The sequence below is a fragment of the Nocardia sp. NPDC050697 genome (assembly GCF_040654395.1).
Taxonomy (GTDB): Bacteria; Actinomycetota; Actinomycetes; order Mycobacteriales; family Mycobacteriaceae; genus Nocardia.
In genome coordinates, this window is the sequence record NZ_JBFAHY010000003.1 from 659,408 (window position 1) to 674,335 (window position 14,928).

Here is a 14,928-nt window from a genome sequence, read left to right on the forward strand (position 1 = left end):
CGCTGGCTTCCCGCCACGGGCTCCGCGAATCTAGACCGGGGTGAGCCAGCCACCCCACGGCGAGTTGCGCAGCACCGTATAGACCGCGAGCAGCCCGAGGAAGGCCCAGAGCATCCACTTCTCCAGCCCCGGCAGCCGCACCGCCTCGCCGCGCCAGCCCCGGCGCGTCCAGTCGGCGACCCAGAGCACGAAGGCGAGCACCAGCGGCAGCACCAGGATATTGCTGTGCAGCGAGCCGAGCAGGTCGCCCTCGGTGAGCAGGTTCGTGCCGCGCAGCCCGCCGCAGCCGGGGCAGTACCACCCGGTGAGCGCGTAGACCGGGCACACCCCGTAGGAGCCGTCGACGTGCGGATCGCGCAGGTGCAGCAGCACGGCCACGCCGATTCCGGCGCCCGCGACGGCCAGCGGCGCGACCACGCCGCGGCGGCTCCGGGTTGCGGTAGTCACAGCGTCCAACGGTAGCGCACCGGGTACCCGCTGACCGCTTACCGTAACGGGCCGACGGTTTTGGACGGATCTCACAAAAGACCGGCTTGCATCGTGCGCAATATATCCCCCGTCCAAAACACGGATGAGGCGCTGAATTCCGGGTATAAACGCTGGACGAGCAAGGATTTCCACAGTGGGGCGCTTGCTCTGGCAAGCACCTTGCTTGCAGCGTATGGTGTGGCGGTAGACACAAAGGAGTGTGCTCGCATGCTGGTCAAGTCGATGCGGACGGTCGCCGGGCTCCGCGGTTCCGAACCTCTCACCGCCGCCTACCGCGCCGGGCTGCGCTCGCGCACCTACGGCTCCGCCTCGCTGAACCGCCCCGCGGCCGAGCCCGACGTCTTCCCGGTCACCACCGTGGACGGCGCGAAGCTCCGGGTGCACGCCTACGGCCCCGCCGAAGCCGACGCCATCGTGCTGATCCACGGCTGGAGCTGCTGCATCGAGTACTGGAATCCGCAGATCAACGCCTTCGCCGAGAACTTCCGGGTGATCTCCTACGATCAGCGCGGCCACGGCGACAGCGGCCTCGGCCGGATCGCCCCCAGCGGCGAGACCCTCGCCGACGACCTCGCCACCGTGCTCGACGCCACGCTGCGGCCGGGCCAGAAGGCGCTCCTGGTCGGGCACAGCATGGGCGGCATCACCATCCAGGCCTGGGCCCAGCGCTACCCCGAGCAGGTCGCGCGGCGCGCGGCCGGCGTCATCCTGGCCAATACCGCATCCAAGGACATCAAGAACGAGACCGACCTGCTGCCGCTGCTGAACAAGCAGCTCTCGGTGGGCGGCAACCCGCTCACCCTGCTCGGCGCCGCCGTCCGGATGCCCATGTTCTTCGCCGAGGCGCTGCTCTTCGCCCCGGTACCGGTGCCGGACGTCTGGCCGGTCGGGCTCGCGCTCAAGCACCGCGTAATGACTGCCCGCGCCACCGACGAGCAGGTCTCCTTCGCGCTCGGCGTCGTCCGCTCCTGCCGTCCGCTCTCCCGCGGCCTGCACGCCGCCGCGCTCGCCGAACTCGACCTCGGCGAAGCCGCCGCGCACCTCGCCGCGGTGCCCACCACCGTGATCGCCGGTGAGCACGACAAGCTGCTGCCCGAGCGGCTCTCCCGGCCGATCGTGCAGCACATCGTCAAGGCGGGCGGGACAGTCGACTATCAGGTGTGGCCGACCGGGCACCTCGGGAATGTCGAGGAGGCCGAGCGGTTCAACGCCGAGATCGCCCGCATGGCGGGAGTTTCCCGCGGGGTCACCGCGGTGGCGGGCTGACTTTCGTTCCAGCCCCCGGCCGCCGCCTCCGCACGGTCGTCCAGATCGGCCACCGGTATGCGCCGGTGCGCGTCGTACCCATGCCCGCTCGAGCCGACAGAACCGATGGCATACTTCCCCGAAGCTGAGATCGCGGCCCGCTGGGCGCGCACCGGCGAGTACCGCTTCCCGGTGGCCGCCGAGGTGGACGGCTCCTGGTGGGTCGTGCGCCGGAACCCGTTCCCGGACCACGAGCTGTACACGCTCTTCGTGGACGGGCAAGTCCGCTTCGATTTCACCGAGGTCCCCGCCGCCTGGGCCGGGCTCAGCACCGGATTGCGCAGGCTGGGGCGCCGATCGGTCCGGCGCGCGCTCGCCCCGCTGCGCGATTTCACCGTCTACGGCAGCGAGGCCGGCCAGCCCTGCGACGACCCGTTCTGCTGCGGCTGACGGTGCGCGACCTCGTCGCCCGGGCAGCCATACCCTCACCCCCCGCTTCACCGAGCAACTCGGCACCACCCCCAGCGCCTGTCCCGAGAATGTAATTCTCATGACAACCAGCCCGTAACCTCGCCTACACCAGCGCAAACGCAACAGCATGTTGACTGCACAGCCCCTCCATGGAAATCTGTAGTTCCAAAATGAGAATATAATTCTCACAAGGAGGACTACGCATGGCCAAAGCGCTTGCGGCAGAGGTCTCGACCTGGCCCGAGGACAACCCGCAGCTGATCGGCAGCCGGTGCGGCACCTGCGCCGCCACCACCTGGCCGCGGCAGTCGCGCTGCCCGCGGTGCAGCGGCCCGGAGATGGCCGACCTGCTGCTGCCCCGCACCGGCACCCTGATCGCCTGGACCACCCAGGGCTTCGTGCCGAAGCTGCCCTACGCGGGCAAGGAGAACGCCGACAACTTCCAGCCCTTCGGCGTCGGGCTGGTCCAGCTCGGCGACGACGTGCGGGTCGAGACGCGGCTCACCGAGTCCGACCCCGAGGTGCTGCGCTTCGGCATGGACGTCGAGCTGACCTTCGTGCCGCTGTACGTCGACGACGCCGGCGAAGAAGTCATGACCTGCGCCTTCCAGCCGGTTCAGTGAGGAGATCCAGATGAACGACGTCGCCATCATCGGCGTGGGGCTGCACCCGTTCGGCCGCTTCCCGAAGACCGCCATCGAACTCGGCGCCGAGGCCATCCAGCTCGCGCTCGCCGACGCCGGGGTGCAGTGGAAGGACATTCAGTTCGGCTTCGGCGGCAGCTACGAGGTGAGCAACCCCGATGCCGTCACCCGCCTGGTCGGCCTCACCGGCATCCCCTTCACCAATGTGTTCAACGCCTGCGCCACCGCCGCCAGCTCGATCGAGCAGACCGCCGAGGCCATCCGCTCCGGCCGCTACGACATCGGCATCGCCGTCGGCATGGACAAGCACCCCCGCGGCGCCTTCACCGACGACCCCGCCAAACTCGGCCTCCCCTCCTGGTACGCCGAGAACGGCCAGTTCGTGACCACCCAGTTCTTCGGCATCAAGGCCAACCGCTACATCCACGAGCACGGCATCTCGCAGCGCACCCTCGCCAAGGTCGCCGCCAAGAACTTCCGCAACGGCGCGCTCAACCCCAATGCCTTCCGGCGCAAGTCGATCTCCGAGGACGACATCCTCAACTCGACCATGCTCAATTACCCCCTCACCCAGTACATGTTCTGCTCCCCCGACGAGGGCGCGGCGGCGGTCATCATGTGCCGCGGCGACCTCGCCGCCCGCTACACCACCAAGCCGATCTACCTGCGCTCCAGCGCGATCCGCACCCGCCGCTACGGCGCCTACGAGGTGCACAGCACCTGGGCCGCGATCGACGAGGACGTCTCGCCCACCGTCTACGCCTCCCAGGCCGCCTTCGAGACGGCGGGCATCGGCCCGGAGGACGTCGACGTCATCCAGTTGCAGGACACCGACGCCGGCGCCGAGGTCATCCACATGGCGGAGAACGGGTTCTGCAAGGACGGGGAGCAGGAGAAGCTGCTCGCCGAGGGGGCGACCGAGATCGGCGGCCGGCTGCCGGTCAACACCGACGGGGGGTTGATCGCCAACGGTGAGCCGATCGGGGCGTCCGGAATCCGGCAGGTGTACGAGATCGTGCAGCAGTTGCGCGGGACGGCCGGGGATCGGCAGGTGCCCGGTAATCCCAAGGTGGGGTTCGCGCAGGTCTACGGTGCTCCGGGCACCGCGGCCGCATCGGTGCTGAGCACCTGAGTTCCATTCCCGCAGTGCAGAAAGGCCCTTTCCGAATTCCTCGGAAAGGGCCTTTGAACTGTGGAGCCGCCTAGGAGAATCGAACTCCTGACCTTTTCAGTGCGAAATCTCACGACTACTCAGACACGTCTAAGGGATACTGTCGGATCCACTGCGGCAACATCTGACCAGCTCAGACGACCATTTTCGACTACTTGAGACGATCGAAGACATGTTCGAGTGTCGGGCACGCGCAGGGAATTTGTTGGGACTTAGTTGGAGGATTCTGGGGGCTCCCCCGGCGTGTCGATCGCACGACACACCGGGGTCTTGAGCGCGTCAGCTATCGATCAGCACGGAGCCGGGTGGCAAGCCCCGGAGGGGTGCGGCAGCTCGTATGTCATCTCCGACGACTGCCTGCCTCTTCGATGGGCTGGGGTCAGCTCGGGTGTGGTGGTTCGGAGTCCCTGACCCTGTGGTCCGCGCCCAGGGTGCCCGCCCGGAGCGGAGCGAGGACGGAGCACCCTGGGCGGCGCGGCTTTGCCGCGCCTTGATCCTGTAGAGAATAATTCGGCAATTCTTTCTTACTCATCTGCCTTATCCGGTTTCTATCCTTCTTCTTCCTCCTCTTCCTCTTCTTCTGATACTCCGGTCCTTCCTCATTCACTCTCTGCCTACAGCTCATCAACCCTGCGCACCCTCGCGAACTCTTCCGCGAATGATCAGGGTGCGACGGACGAGCACCGCTCCCGGCAGGCACACCTAGGCACGGGAGCCGCAGGGTTCAGAGGTTCCCGAATCCGGCTACAGATCGAGCATTCGGGCTGTGGACAGGTGATCGAACGCGCGTAGCCTAGAAGATATGACGGCTGAGCTGGGGCAGCGTTTGAAGTCCGTGCGGAAGCGCCGGGCTCTGACGCAACAGGAACTCGCGGACCTCTCCGGGCTGAGTGTTTCCCGCATTCGGCAGCTGGAGCAGATGGAGCACCAGGGCGTTCGCTTGGCGACCCTGCGGCAGCTCGCAATCGCTCTGCGGTGCCGTACCTCGGACCTGCAACCGAACGGGGCGACTGACACCGAACACGCGAGCGTGGAGACATCGGAGCTGTGGGAGCCGGTGAGACGGGCACTCGTCGCTCCCCCGGAACGTCCCGAAGATGACGACGTGCCGACCAATGAGGCTGTGGACGCTGCCTATCGGGCGCTGATGGCGCTGGTGGATGCTCACCGATACCGGGACATCGCGGCGGTACTGCCGGGTCTTCTCGCCGACGCCGAGACGCTGGAAGGTCATGAAGGCCGGGCCATCCGTGCGCGATTGCTCAATCTCACTGCGTGGATGCTGGTGCAGAATCGGCAGTTCGACATCGCGGCCATGACGGTCGCTCAGGCGATCGATGTTGCCCCGGAGCGTGGCATCGCGGTTGGAGCAGTGAACGCCGGGGTGTGGTCGTTCTTGCGGCAAGGTGATCTTGCTGCCGCGCAAAGCTTGGCTGTGAAGTGGGCGGATGACATCGAACCGCGCTTCTCTACGGCGACGCCGAGCCAACTGGCCTTGTGGGGTCGATTGTGGTTGTACGTGGCGAATGTGGGAGTGCGGGACAACACTCCCGGCGCTACCGATGAGGCGTTGTCGCTCGCGCGTGCTGCGGCTGCGCGGATCGGACGTGAAGTCCTCTACGACCCGAACCCCAACCGCCCGTTCGGGCCGGTGACGGTCGCGCAGATCACTGCTGAGTGCGCTGTGATTTCGGAGCAGCCGTCACAAGCCCTGGCGATCGCAGAGGGACTGCCGACGGCCATCCTCGCGCCTACTTCGGCACCTCGGCTTCGGCACCGTTTGGACATCGCGCACGCACATGCCCAGCTTCGCCAGTTCGGTGACGCTGTCGGCGTGCTGCGTGACGTTCGCTCCATCGCGCCGGAATGGCTGGCTCAGCAGCGGTACGCGCGTGACATCCTCGGAACGATCGTGACCGAACGGCGGACCCTCACCGAAGACATGCGCGAACTGGCAGACTTCGTGAACCTCGAATACTGATTCAGCACAACGGATTCAGTCGTTTCTGTTAGTTCTGTCGGGTCGGGTTTGGTTGTGCCATACCCGACCCGTTCCCCTCCTGAAAATCTGTGGTCGGTTCCCGCTTCCGGAATGACGTGAGGTCTCCGGCGGCGGGGACCGCCATCGGAACAGGAGGGGAACCTATGTCTGCGCTACCCAAAAGAACGGCGAAACCGGCACCGCGTGTATCGGTGCCAGGTAGGCCGCTGGAGGTGCTGGCGCGGCTGCATCTGATGTATCGGGTGTTGGGCGCGCTACGACAGATGGATCGGCCGGAGGCCGGCTCATGAACGCGATCCGGTCTCAAGTGCCGTTCACCACTCAGTTCGAGGGCGGGCAGGCGGTTCGGTGGTTCGATGATTTCGGCGTGCTGCGGCTGGTCTCGGTTGTGGCAGCGAATGGGGCGGTGCGGGAGTTTCCCGGCTGGCCGAGTCTGGCGGGCGGCTTGGCGCTGGGGATGCCCGCGGAGCTGATTCAGGGCGTGATGTCGCATTGGGCGAGTGCGCGTGAGTTGTCGCGGGGGCCGTGGATCTATGCGTCTCAGGCCACGGTGCTCACGTTCGAGCCTTCGGGCGGTTCGTTGCGGAGTGTGGATTGCCCTGGGACGGCGTGTCTGGTCAGGGCGCGGATTGTGGATGGCCGGTTGGTCGCGCACGTGAATCCGACCACGTTCGCCGAGTGCGGTTGGAGCGGGGTTCGGATCGTCGATGATGTGGCGACACCGGTCCGGCGGGGTGCGTGATGACGGCTCTGTCGAGGGATGAGCGGGCGGCAGTCGCGCGGGAGAAAGCATCGGGGTACGGGTGGCAGGTCCGTGCTCGTAAGAGTCCGCCGTGGGGGTGGGAGCTGGTCGACGCGACCGGCAAGGTGCTCGAGTCGGGGGCGCTGATCGATGTCGAGTTGGCGATCACGCGAGCGGGGTCGGCGTGAGCGGGTTGGCGGGGTGGAGCCTGGCGATAGGTCTTCCCCTGGCGGTGTTGCTCTGGGCTGCGCTGGTCCCGAGCAAGTACCCGTAGCCGGGCCTGGTTGTTCTGTTTTCTTTCCTGAGATTTGGCCCTATGTGGGGTGCGGGGAGGTCGGCTTGCGCCGGGGGCAGGCCGACCTTCCAGGGCCTTCGGTAGCCGATTGTGTTGTGTTGCTTCCTTTTTCGATGATTCGTAGATAGGGGTGGTTGTGGTGGGCGGTTGGGACAGCTTCGAGGCTGCCGGTTTCGATGTCAATCGTGCGCAGAGTGCGCGGGTGTATAACCGGCTGCTCGGCGGCAAGGACAACTACCACATGGACCAGGCCGCCGCCGCGAGAGTGGAGCAGGCGTTTCCGTCGGCGGCGCAGGCTGCGCGGGCGAATCGGAATTTCATGGTCTGCTCGACTCGCTACCTGGCCGAGGCTGGCGTTTCCCAGTTCCTCGATATCGGTGTGGGCATCCCGGAGAAGCCGGACCTGCACGAGGTCGCCCAGGAGGTGAATCCGGCGGCGCGGGTGGTCCATGTCGATAACGATGTGGTGGTGCTCGCCCATGCTCGTGCGCTGCTGTGCGGGACCGAGCAGGGGCGGGTGGAAGTCCTCGAGGCCGATGCCCGCGATCCCGTCGCCATGATGCGGACCGTGCGGGGGTCCGGGGTACTGGACTTCTCGCAGCCGGTGGCGGTGTCGCTGATCGGGATTCTTCCCCTACTCGGTAGCGGTGACGAGCCATACGCGATCGTGGACGCGGTTACGGATGCGTTGGCACCGGGGTCGTATCTGAGCACTACTCACCTGACGGCCGATTTCGACGCGAAGGCGATCGGCGCGGTTGTGGAGGTCTACGAAGAGCACGGGATCGGGGTCCGGGCGCGCACGCGGGAGGAGTTCGCTCGCTTCTTCGAGGGCCGGGAGCTGATCGCACCGGGCATCACTACCCCGGACCGCTGGCGTCCTCGAGCTGGTCCGGTGCAGTCGTCGGTGACCGATGCGTCCGCAGCGCCGCGCACGGGGCCGCTTCTGGTCACGTTGGAGCGACGCCGTGACGCGCGGAACTCGATGTACGCGGGAGTGGCCCGCGTTCTCTGACGCCCCCCTGGTTTCGCCCCTCTGAACCTCCCGCAGAGTGGGCGGCACGCAGCCCCCGGACCGATTCCGATTTCGGCTCCGGGGGTTTCGTGTATCCGACGGTATGCCTACTACCTACTGTAGTTGGCGTGCTAAAGCGGCTGTGATCTTCGACATACACACCCAGTGTGGGAGTGTTTCGCGATGACGGGTAAGGTACTTGCCTTTTCCTGCTATCAAGGGCCGGTTTTAGCTTCAACAATCGCTATCGCCGCAGTTCAGCGAAGGACGCTCACGACGCACGCGAGAACAATTTTGCACCCCCCTTCGTGCGATGCGGATTGCCTATGACTCGCGCGGGGAGTGTGACGGTGTCAACGACAAGAGGGGCGGCGCTTGCTTTGTCGGATTCAGCGGGCACGATGGATGGCGGATTCTGATCATCACCGCCACGGCGGACACTCCGGTTCGAGGAGTGACGGGGATGGACTGGACCTGCCGGACCAGGGGGGTCGGTTCTGGCGCGGGTAGCCTGAAAGGTTGACCTGCTGCCGGGATCGGGAAACCGGTCTCGCGCCCGGTGATTCGGGTTCCGCACAGCGAGTGTGGAACCGGGCACCACAGGAGCCGCGAAGCCGGAACGGTAGCAGCTCGACACCGAACACCGATCACACCCCGAGAAACGGAGGTACCGATGAACATCGAAAGCGGCTGAGCGACGCCACGTTCGATCGGCTGCCCCCTCGCGCCAACGAGGGGACAGCCTGCGAACGAAATAGAAAACGCCAGGCATATGGGCTGTCACCCTGCCGAGCGTCTGAATCCCCTACCTCATTCGTGAGCAGAAACCGAGGTCTCTGCGTTGTCCAGAGTAGTTCATCCGCACATTTTGTGTGGTCACGCGCTCACCTTGATGCCGAATCTCACAAATCGACGTCGGTGTGTCGGCTGGTGTCCGGGGCCTGAATGTGCAGGTTGCGGTGGAGGTCGGGGGCCTCCCGCAGGGCTGATCCGCCCTCATCCGCGCGCACGGAGCGCGTTCCCGCATCGTGCGGGCTTTCCACCTATCGATCCATCTTCTGAAGTGAGGTACATCGTGGAGCCTTTGACTCCCGAAGAAAAGAAGAGGCTGTTCGACAAGCGGCGTCGGCACCGGTTCCCGGTCGAGTTCGCGGAGTACTTCCCGCGCGGGCTCTACCAGTCCGGGCCGGTCGAGATCAAGCGGCCTTGGACCGATGCCCGTGACCGCGTGTTGCCGCAGGAGCACGACGAGCAGACGGGGCTGCTGGTGTGGCAGATCACCGTGATCGATCCACTGCTCGAGCGTGACAAGGCGAGTTTCCCGGTGCTGATCCTGTCTGACACCGAACCGGTGCCGCTGATGGCTGCTGATGCCGACCCGGATATGTACAGGATCGCGCTGACCGGGATGACCGTGCAGCCCCGACTGAAGATCTCGGGTCAGTTCAGGACTCTCGGCTGGTCGTACTGGGCGACCGGTTACGCCCCGGCTCCGGGCTCGTCGGGCAAGCCTTCGGGCTCGGCGTCCGCCTCGGGCTCGGGCTCGGCGAGCAAGACGGCCTGAGCGGCCGGGACATGCCTTCCACCGGCCGAGACCGTCACAGAGCGCTGCGGCGTTCACGCGGTCTCGGCCGGTGGGGGCACCCGGAAGACCTTCAACACAGAAGGGATCAAATGAGTTGCATGACAACACATTTCGCAATCGAACAACGACAAGGAAGGAAGGTGGCCGCTGATGGCACGTACAGCGGACTATGAGAAGCCCCCGGCGGGCAACAACACCTTGTTCGACGGTGTTGCCGATCTGCTCATGGAGTTGCTGATGCTGCTGCTCCGCCTGGCGCTGATCGCGCTGTGGTGGGCGGTGCTGTTCCCGATGCTGACGTTTCCACTGGTCGCGGCTGGTGCCGCGTGGCGGTTCCTGGGCTGGCCGGCCGGAACCGCGGTCTCGATCGGGGCGGTAGCCGCGTGGGTGATGTGGTGGGCCTGGTGGCCCGGCAGCTGGCGGCGCTGGGTGTGGGGCCGGGCGCGGTCGCGGTGGCTGGCGTGGAAGCGCTACCGGGCACGTTGGGATTCGCTGACCGCGCTGGCGGGGCTGAACACGATCCTGAACACCAAGGTGCTCACCCCGGCATTGTCCAAGGTGACGATCGGGGATGTGGCCGATGAGCTGCTGATCAAGATGGTCGGCGGGCAGACCGTTGCTCACTGGGCCAAGCAGACCGACGCGCTACGCAACGCCTTCGGCGCGATCGGGGTCCGGGTTCGCACCGCGACGAAATCCGGGTTCGTGCGGCTCGAGATCATCCACACCGACATCCTCACCGAGCCGATTCCGCTGCCGCGCGTGGAGCCTGCGAGCTGCGACCTGACAGCGCTGGAGGTCGGGGTGACCGAGCTGGGCAAGCCGTGGCGGATCAAGCTGCTCGGCAATCAGATCCTCGTGGCCGGGATGATGGGCTCGGGTAAGGGGTCGGTGATCTGGTCGCTGATCGCCGCGCTCGGACCCGCGATCCGGGACGGCTCGGTGGTGTTGTGGGTGGTCGATCCCAAGGGCGGGGCCGAGTTCGGGGCCGCCCGGCACTGGTTCGCCCGCTTCGCCTACGACAACGGTGAACAGGCGTTGTCGATCTTCAAGGACGCCGCCGAGCTGGTCCAGGCGCGCGGGCAGCTCTACATGGACCGGTTCGCCCGCAAGCTCACCCCGACCCCGGCCGAGCCGCTGGTGTTGGTGATCGTGGACGAGGCGGCGAGCCTGACCGCCTACTACTCCGATCGCAAGATCAAGGACGCGATCCTGCGCTACATGGGGATCGTGCTCACCCAGTCCCGCGCGATGGCGGTCCCCCTGCTGGGCAGCCTGCAAGACCCCAGCAAGGACGTGCTCGAACAGCGCCAGCTCTACCCGTACCGGATCGGGCTGCGCATGGCCGAGCCGACACAGCCCAACATGGTGTTCGGCCAGACCGGGCGTGACCGGGGCGCACTGTGCGACGAGATTCCCGAGGACACCCCCGGCGTCGGCTACGTCGAACAGGAGTCCTCGACCGACATCGTGCGCGTGCGGGCCTACTGGGTGGACGACGAGGATATCCGGTGGATCATGCGCACCTACCAGCCCGCCGACCGGGGCGACGGTCTCGACACCTCGGGCAAACCACTGCTCGGCTGATACTCGCTACCCTGAGAAACAGATACCTCGGCAATGCCTGCGGCGCACACTGAGCGCCCCACGAAACCTAATATGCGACAGCGCATTTGAGCACTTATCTCCGATGACTTCTCCGGCGCGATCTGAGCGCCCACACTTCTCTCTCCTGACTTCCCGGCGCGACGCGAGCGCCTCCCGGACGCTGAACCGGCAGCAGTCCACATCTCTCTAATCCTGTTCCGGCACAACGGCTATCAGCCGTTCCCCAGCTCGACCCTCGGCGCGGCATCGGCTTTCCTCTGGGCCGGTGCCGCGCCTCCCCCGCGACGGAACAGGAGAGTCCCCTATGGTCGGCCATGATGCCCGGCTGGTCCTACCACCCACGGTCAGCGCGAGCGAGGAGGAGTTGCGGCGCAACCTGCCCGCCTTCGACGACATCGCGCTGTCGCTGGCCGAGAAGAACGGCGTTTGTGTGCGTCCGATGGTGCTTAAGCGCATCGACACCACCACCGGACGCCACGAGTTCATCCCCGTGCCCTGCGGGGCCACCCTGGAATCGGTGTGCCGCCCGTGTGCGCGCAAGTCACAACGACTGCGGATGATGCAGTGCCGGGAAGGCTGGCACCTCGACACCGAACCCGACACCGCCCCGCGTGCTCCGCACCCGGATCAGGAACACCTGATCGCCTACCGTGCCGACTTGCTCGCGGAATACACCAAAGCTGTTGCAGAACAACAGGACTCGACTACCTCCGAGCTGTCCGCTGAAATCGCATGGGTCGATACCGAACTCTCAACGCTGGGGATGCACGGCAAGACACCGCCGCTCCCGTCCGCCGACACCAGCGACGGAGACGACGGAGACGACGACTCGGACGACGCACCGGCGCGGCGGCATCGCTCTACCCGACGGCGTGCCGATGCGACCGACCTGCCGCGTCAGCCGGTGGACAAGTCGCGCAGCATCGGGCGTGAGTACGCGGGCCGGTTCCGGCCCTCGATGTTCATCACCCTCACTCTCGACTCCTACGGGCCGGTCCACCGCGACGACGGGACACCGCTGGACCGCGACCGCTACGACTACCGGCGGGCGGCGTGGGACGCGGTCAGCTTCGCCGCCCTGGTCGACCGCTGGGTTCAGAACCTGCGGCGGGTCATCGGCTGGGACATCCAGTACTTCGCCGCCGTCGAACCACAACGCCGCGGTGCCCCCCATATCCACCTCGCACTGCGCGGCACCGTGCCCCGTGAAGTGATCCGGGAAGTCACCCGCGCCACCTACCGCAATATCTGGTGGCCGACACCGGACCGGGTCGTCTACGGCCGGAACGACGCGCGCCCGGTGTGGGACCACGACACCACCACGTTCCTCGACCCGGACACCCGCGAGCCGCTGCTGTCCTGGGATGAGGCCGTGGACGCCATCGGTGAGGACGACGCCCCGGCCCATGTCGCCCGGTTCGGGGTGCAGGTGCATTACAAGGGGATCTTGGCCGGCACTCGGGAAGCGGACCGACACATCGGGTATCTGTGCAAGTACCTGACGAAATCGGTCGGTGAAACCCTCGAGGGCGCGTCACCGCGTCAGCACGCCCACTACGACCGGTTGCACCAGGAGTTGTGCGCGACGCCGTGTAGTCCGCGCTGCGCTGTGTGGCTGGCCTACGGCATCGTCCCCAAGGGCGCCACCCGCCGCATGGAACCGGGCCGGTGCAAGGGCCGTGCGCATCGCCGCTCGACGCTCGGGCTGCCGGGGCGGCGGGTGCTGTGCTCCAAACGCTGGACCGGCAAGACCCTCGGGGACCACAAAGCCGACCGGGCCGCGTTCGTGCGCGGAGTCCTGGCCGCGATCGGCATCGACAAACCCGCACCCGACCCTCACCGCTACACCTGGTCCACCATCGCACCAGGAACCCGCATCCCGTCACGGTCGTATCTGCTCATGGCCGCCATCGCCGAACGCACCGCCTGGCGGCTCGAGTACGACCGAGCACTGTCCGCCGTCGCGGACCCTCCCCCACCACAGCCTATTTGTTCGGCAACCGACCCACAGCAAACAAACAGCGATCGAAACGCTGTTGACTCGACGGGAGACGTCAATGTCTGCTGAGCAGCAATCCGGCGCACCGATCCGACGGTGGGCGACCACGAAACAGGCTGCCGCGCACATCTGCGTGAACGCCGAGGTGTTGCGGCGCTGGAACCGAGACCGGGACAAGTACCCGTGGCTACCGCGACCCAAGCGGGTCGGAAAGGATTTCCGGTGGGACCTCAACGCCTTGGACGCGGCCCTGGACGCACGCGAGGACCAGTAACGCGGCGCGGATGGGGGCGGGAGTGAAGCGCGGCAGACCCGCCCGCCCTATCGGCGTGCCCGGTGCTCCGATGCTCACCGAGTTGTCTGCCGGGCGCTGGGAAGCTCGGATACTGGTCCGCGACGCCTCGGGCAAGCGACGGGACCTGAAACGAGTCTCACCGGTCAAGCTCGACGCTCGGGGCCGAAAGATCCCAGACCGCAACGGCACTCGCGCACTCGATGCAGTGATGGCGGCGGCGACCGCAATCCGGGTAGACCTGGGCGGGGAGCTGTCGGAGTCGACCACGGTCCGGCAGCTCTGGGTGCTCTACCGGAATCACCTGGTCGAACAGCAGCGCGCGGGCAGCACCCTGGAGCGATACGACCTCGTGGCCGAGCAGTTCAACACCGCGTTCGGCGAGCGGCGGCTACTGGAAGTCACTACATCCGCTGTTGAGGCGTTTCTCAGGCAGGTCGGCGAGGCCAGAGGACCCGGCTCTATGCGGACCGCACGCACCGTGCTGTCCGGGATGTTCCGCTACGCCGTGCGCAAGGATGCGCTGTCGGTCAATCCGGTCCGCGAATCCCAGATGGCGCAGAACGTCGAGGCCAAGGCTCGGACGGGCGGCGCAAGTGACCTGACCGTCGATCAATTGCGCTTCATCCTCACCTCCGTCCGCACCTCGGAGGTGCCGTGTCCGCGCAAGCTCTCTCGCGCTGAGCGCAACCGGGGGACGCCGGTGAAGGCGTACACCCCGCCCACGGTTGCGGACTACTGCGAGAGCGCCGACCTGGCCGACCTGGTGACGCTGCTGGCGGGCTCGGGGCTGCGCCGTAGTCAGATTCTTGGGCTGCTGTGGTCGGACATCGACACCGGGGCGGGCACGCTGCGATGCACGGGCAAGGTGGTGAGGGTCAAGGGCGTGGGCCTGGTGCGCGTCGACAAGGACGAGGACCCGAAGAACCGGCGGGGCACTATCGCCCTACCTGACTTCGCGGTGGAGATGTTGAAGCGGCGTAGGGCGGTCCTGGCGGCCCGCAAGCTGGCGTCCCCGCCGGACCCGGACGCGGCGGTTCTCGACCTGGTGTTCCCCTCGGCGGTGTGGACGCTGCGGGATCCGCAGAACGTCGGCCACGAGTGGCAGCGGGTACGCGATGCGTTGGGCTTGGGCGAGGATGTCACCCCGCACAGCTTCCGGCACGCGGTCGCCACGATCCTCGATGATGCCGGGCTCTCGGCTCGCGTGACCGCTGATGTCCTCGGCCACGCCGATCCGGCGATGACCCAACGGCACTACATGGCACGCGGGCGAACCCACCACGCGGCGGCGGAAGCACTCGAACGCGCCGTCAACGGCAACCCGAATTAGTTGGGAATTAGTTGGAGGATCGCCAGGAAGAGGTACG

General features: G+C 66.6%; 12 protein-coding genes. 11 read left to right on the top strand and 1 reads right to left on the bottom strand.

What is annotated here, in order from left to right:
* Positions 1-30: 30 nt before the first annotated feature.
* Positions 31-447 carry a DUF2752 domain-containing protein gene (locus tag AB0H71_RS14935; protein WP_357020009.1) on the bottom strand — a complete coding sequence of 139 codons (417 nt, stop codon included), beginning with the start codon at positions 445-447 and terminating at the stop codon, positions 31-33.
* Positions 448-696: 249 nt separating this feature from the next.
* On the opposite strand from AB0H71_RS14935, the gene AB0H71_RS14940 reads away from it, so the two are divergent.
* The 11 genes from AB0H71_RS14940 to AB0H71_RS14990 all read left to right on the top strand — a co-directional run bounded on the left by AB0H71_RS14940 (position 697) and on the right by AB0H71_RS14990 (position 14,891).
* Positions 697-1,755 (top strand): alpha/beta hydrolase, encoded by a 1,059-nt coding sequence (locus tag AB0H71_RS14940; RefSeq protein ID WP_357020012.1) that lies wholly within the window; start codon positions 697-699, stop codon positions 1,753-1,755.
* A 105-nt stretch (positions 1,756-1,860) separates the two neighbouring features.
* Positions 1,861-2,184: a hypothetical protein gene (locus AB0H71_RS14945; protein ID WP_357020015.1), complete on the top strand. Its 324-nt coding sequence runs from the start codon at positions 1,861-1,863 to the stop codon at positions 2,182-2,184.
* A 224-nt stretch (positions 2,185-2,408) separates the two neighbouring features.
* The gene (locus AB0H71_RS14950; RefSeq protein WP_357020017.1) at positions 2,409-2,828 is read left to right on the top strand and encodes an OB-fold domain-containing protein; all 420 of its coding nucleotides are present in this window, start codon (positions 2,409-2,411) and stop codon (positions 2,826-2,828) included.
* A gap of 10 nt (positions 2,829-2,838) precedes the next feature.
* The gene (locus AB0H71_RS14955; protein ID WP_357020020.1) at positions 2,839-3,981 is read left to right on the top strand and encodes a thiolase family protein; all 1,143 of its coding nucleotides are present in this window, start codon (positions 2,839-2,841) and stop codon (positions 3,979-3,981) included.
* An 841-nt stretch (positions 3,982-4,822) separates the two neighbouring features.
* A complete protein-coding gene (locus AB0H71_RS14960; protein WP_357020023.1) occupies positions 4,823-6,001 on the top strand; it encodes a helix-turn-helix domain-containing protein in 1,179 nt (392 codons plus the stop codon).
* A gap of 307 nt (positions 6,002-6,308) precedes the next feature.
* On the top strand, positions 6,309-6,764 hold the full coding sequence (locus AB0H71_RS14965; RefSeq protein ID WP_357020026.1) for a hypothetical protein: 456 nt from the start codon (positions 6,309-6,311) through the stop codon (positions 6,762-6,764).
* Positions 6,765-7,198: 434 nt separating this feature from the next.
* Positions 7,199-8,074 carry an SAM-dependent methyltransferase gene (locus AB0H71_RS14970; RefSeq protein WP_357020029.1) on the top strand — a complete coding sequence of 292 codons (876 nt, stop codon included), beginning with the start codon at positions 7,199-7,201 and terminating at the stop codon, positions 8,072-8,074.
* Between the two features lie 1,084 nt (positions 8,075-9,158).
* Positions 9,159-9,638, top strand: a complete 480-nt coding sequence (locus AB0H71_RS14975; protein WP_357020032.1) for a hypothetical protein — start codon at positions 9,159-9,161, stop codon at positions 9,636-9,638.
* 171 nt (positions 9,639-9,809) lie between these two features.
* Complete coding sequence (locus AB0H71_RS14980; protein ID WP_357020035.1) at positions 9,810-11,246, top strand: cell division protein FtsK; 1,437 nt, start codon at positions 9,810-9,812, stop codon at positions 11,244-11,246.
* A gap of 325 nt (positions 11,247-11,571) precedes the next feature.
* Complete coding sequence (locus tag AB0H71_RS14985) at positions 11,572-13,335, top strand: replication initiator (RefSeq protein WP_357020038.1); 1,764 nt, start codon at positions 11,572-11,574, stop codon at positions 13,333-13,335.
* A 275-nt stretch (positions 13,336-13,610) separates the two neighbouring features.
* A complete protein-coding gene (locus AB0H71_RS14990) occupies positions 13,611-14,891 on the top strand; it encodes a tyrosine-type recombinase/integrase (protein ID WP_357020041.1) in 1,281 nt (426 codons plus the stop codon).
* The last annotated feature ends 37 nt before the right edge of the window (positions 14,892-14,928 follow it).

Excerpts from the sequence above, each read along its gene's own strand:
- AB0H71_RS14945 (WP_357020015.1), top strand. The coding sequence starts at position 1,861 with ATGGCATACTTCCCCGAAGCTGAGATCGCGGCCCGCTGGGCGCGCACC.
- AB0H71_RS14985 (WP_357020038.1), top strand. The coding sequence starts at position 11,572 with ATGGTCGGCCATGATGCCCGGCTGGTCCTACCACCCACGGTCAGCGCG.
- AB0H71_RS14990 (WP_357020041.1), top strand. The coding sequence starts at position 13,611 with ATGCTCACCGAGTTGTCTGCCGGGCGCTGGGAAGCTCGGATACTGGTC.
- AB0H71_RS14965 (WP_357020026.1), top strand. The coding sequence starts at position 6,309 with ATGAACGCGATCCGGTCTCAAGTGCCGTTCACCACTCAGTTCGAGGGC.
- AB0H71_RS14960 (WP_357020023.1), top strand. The coding sequence starts at position 4,823 with ATGACGGCTGAGCTGGGGCAGCGTTTGAAGTCCGTGCGGAAGCGCCGG.
- AB0H71_RS14940 (WP_357020012.1), top strand. The coding sequence starts at position 697 with ATGCTGGTCAAGTCGATGCGGACGGTCGCCGGGCTCCGCGGTTCCGAA.
- AB0H71_RS14950 (WP_357020017.1), top strand. The coding sequence starts at position 2,409 with ATGGCCAAAGCGCTTGCGGCAGAGGTCTCGACCTGGCCCGAGGACAAC.
- AB0H71_RS14980 (WP_357020035.1), top strand. The coding sequence starts at position 9,810 with ATGGCACGTACAGCGGACTATGAGAAGCCCCCGGCGGGCAACAACACC.
- AB0H71_RS14955 (WP_357020020.1), top strand. The coding sequence starts at position 2,839 with ATGAACGACGTCGCCATCATCGGCGTGGGGCTGCACCCGTTCGGCCGC.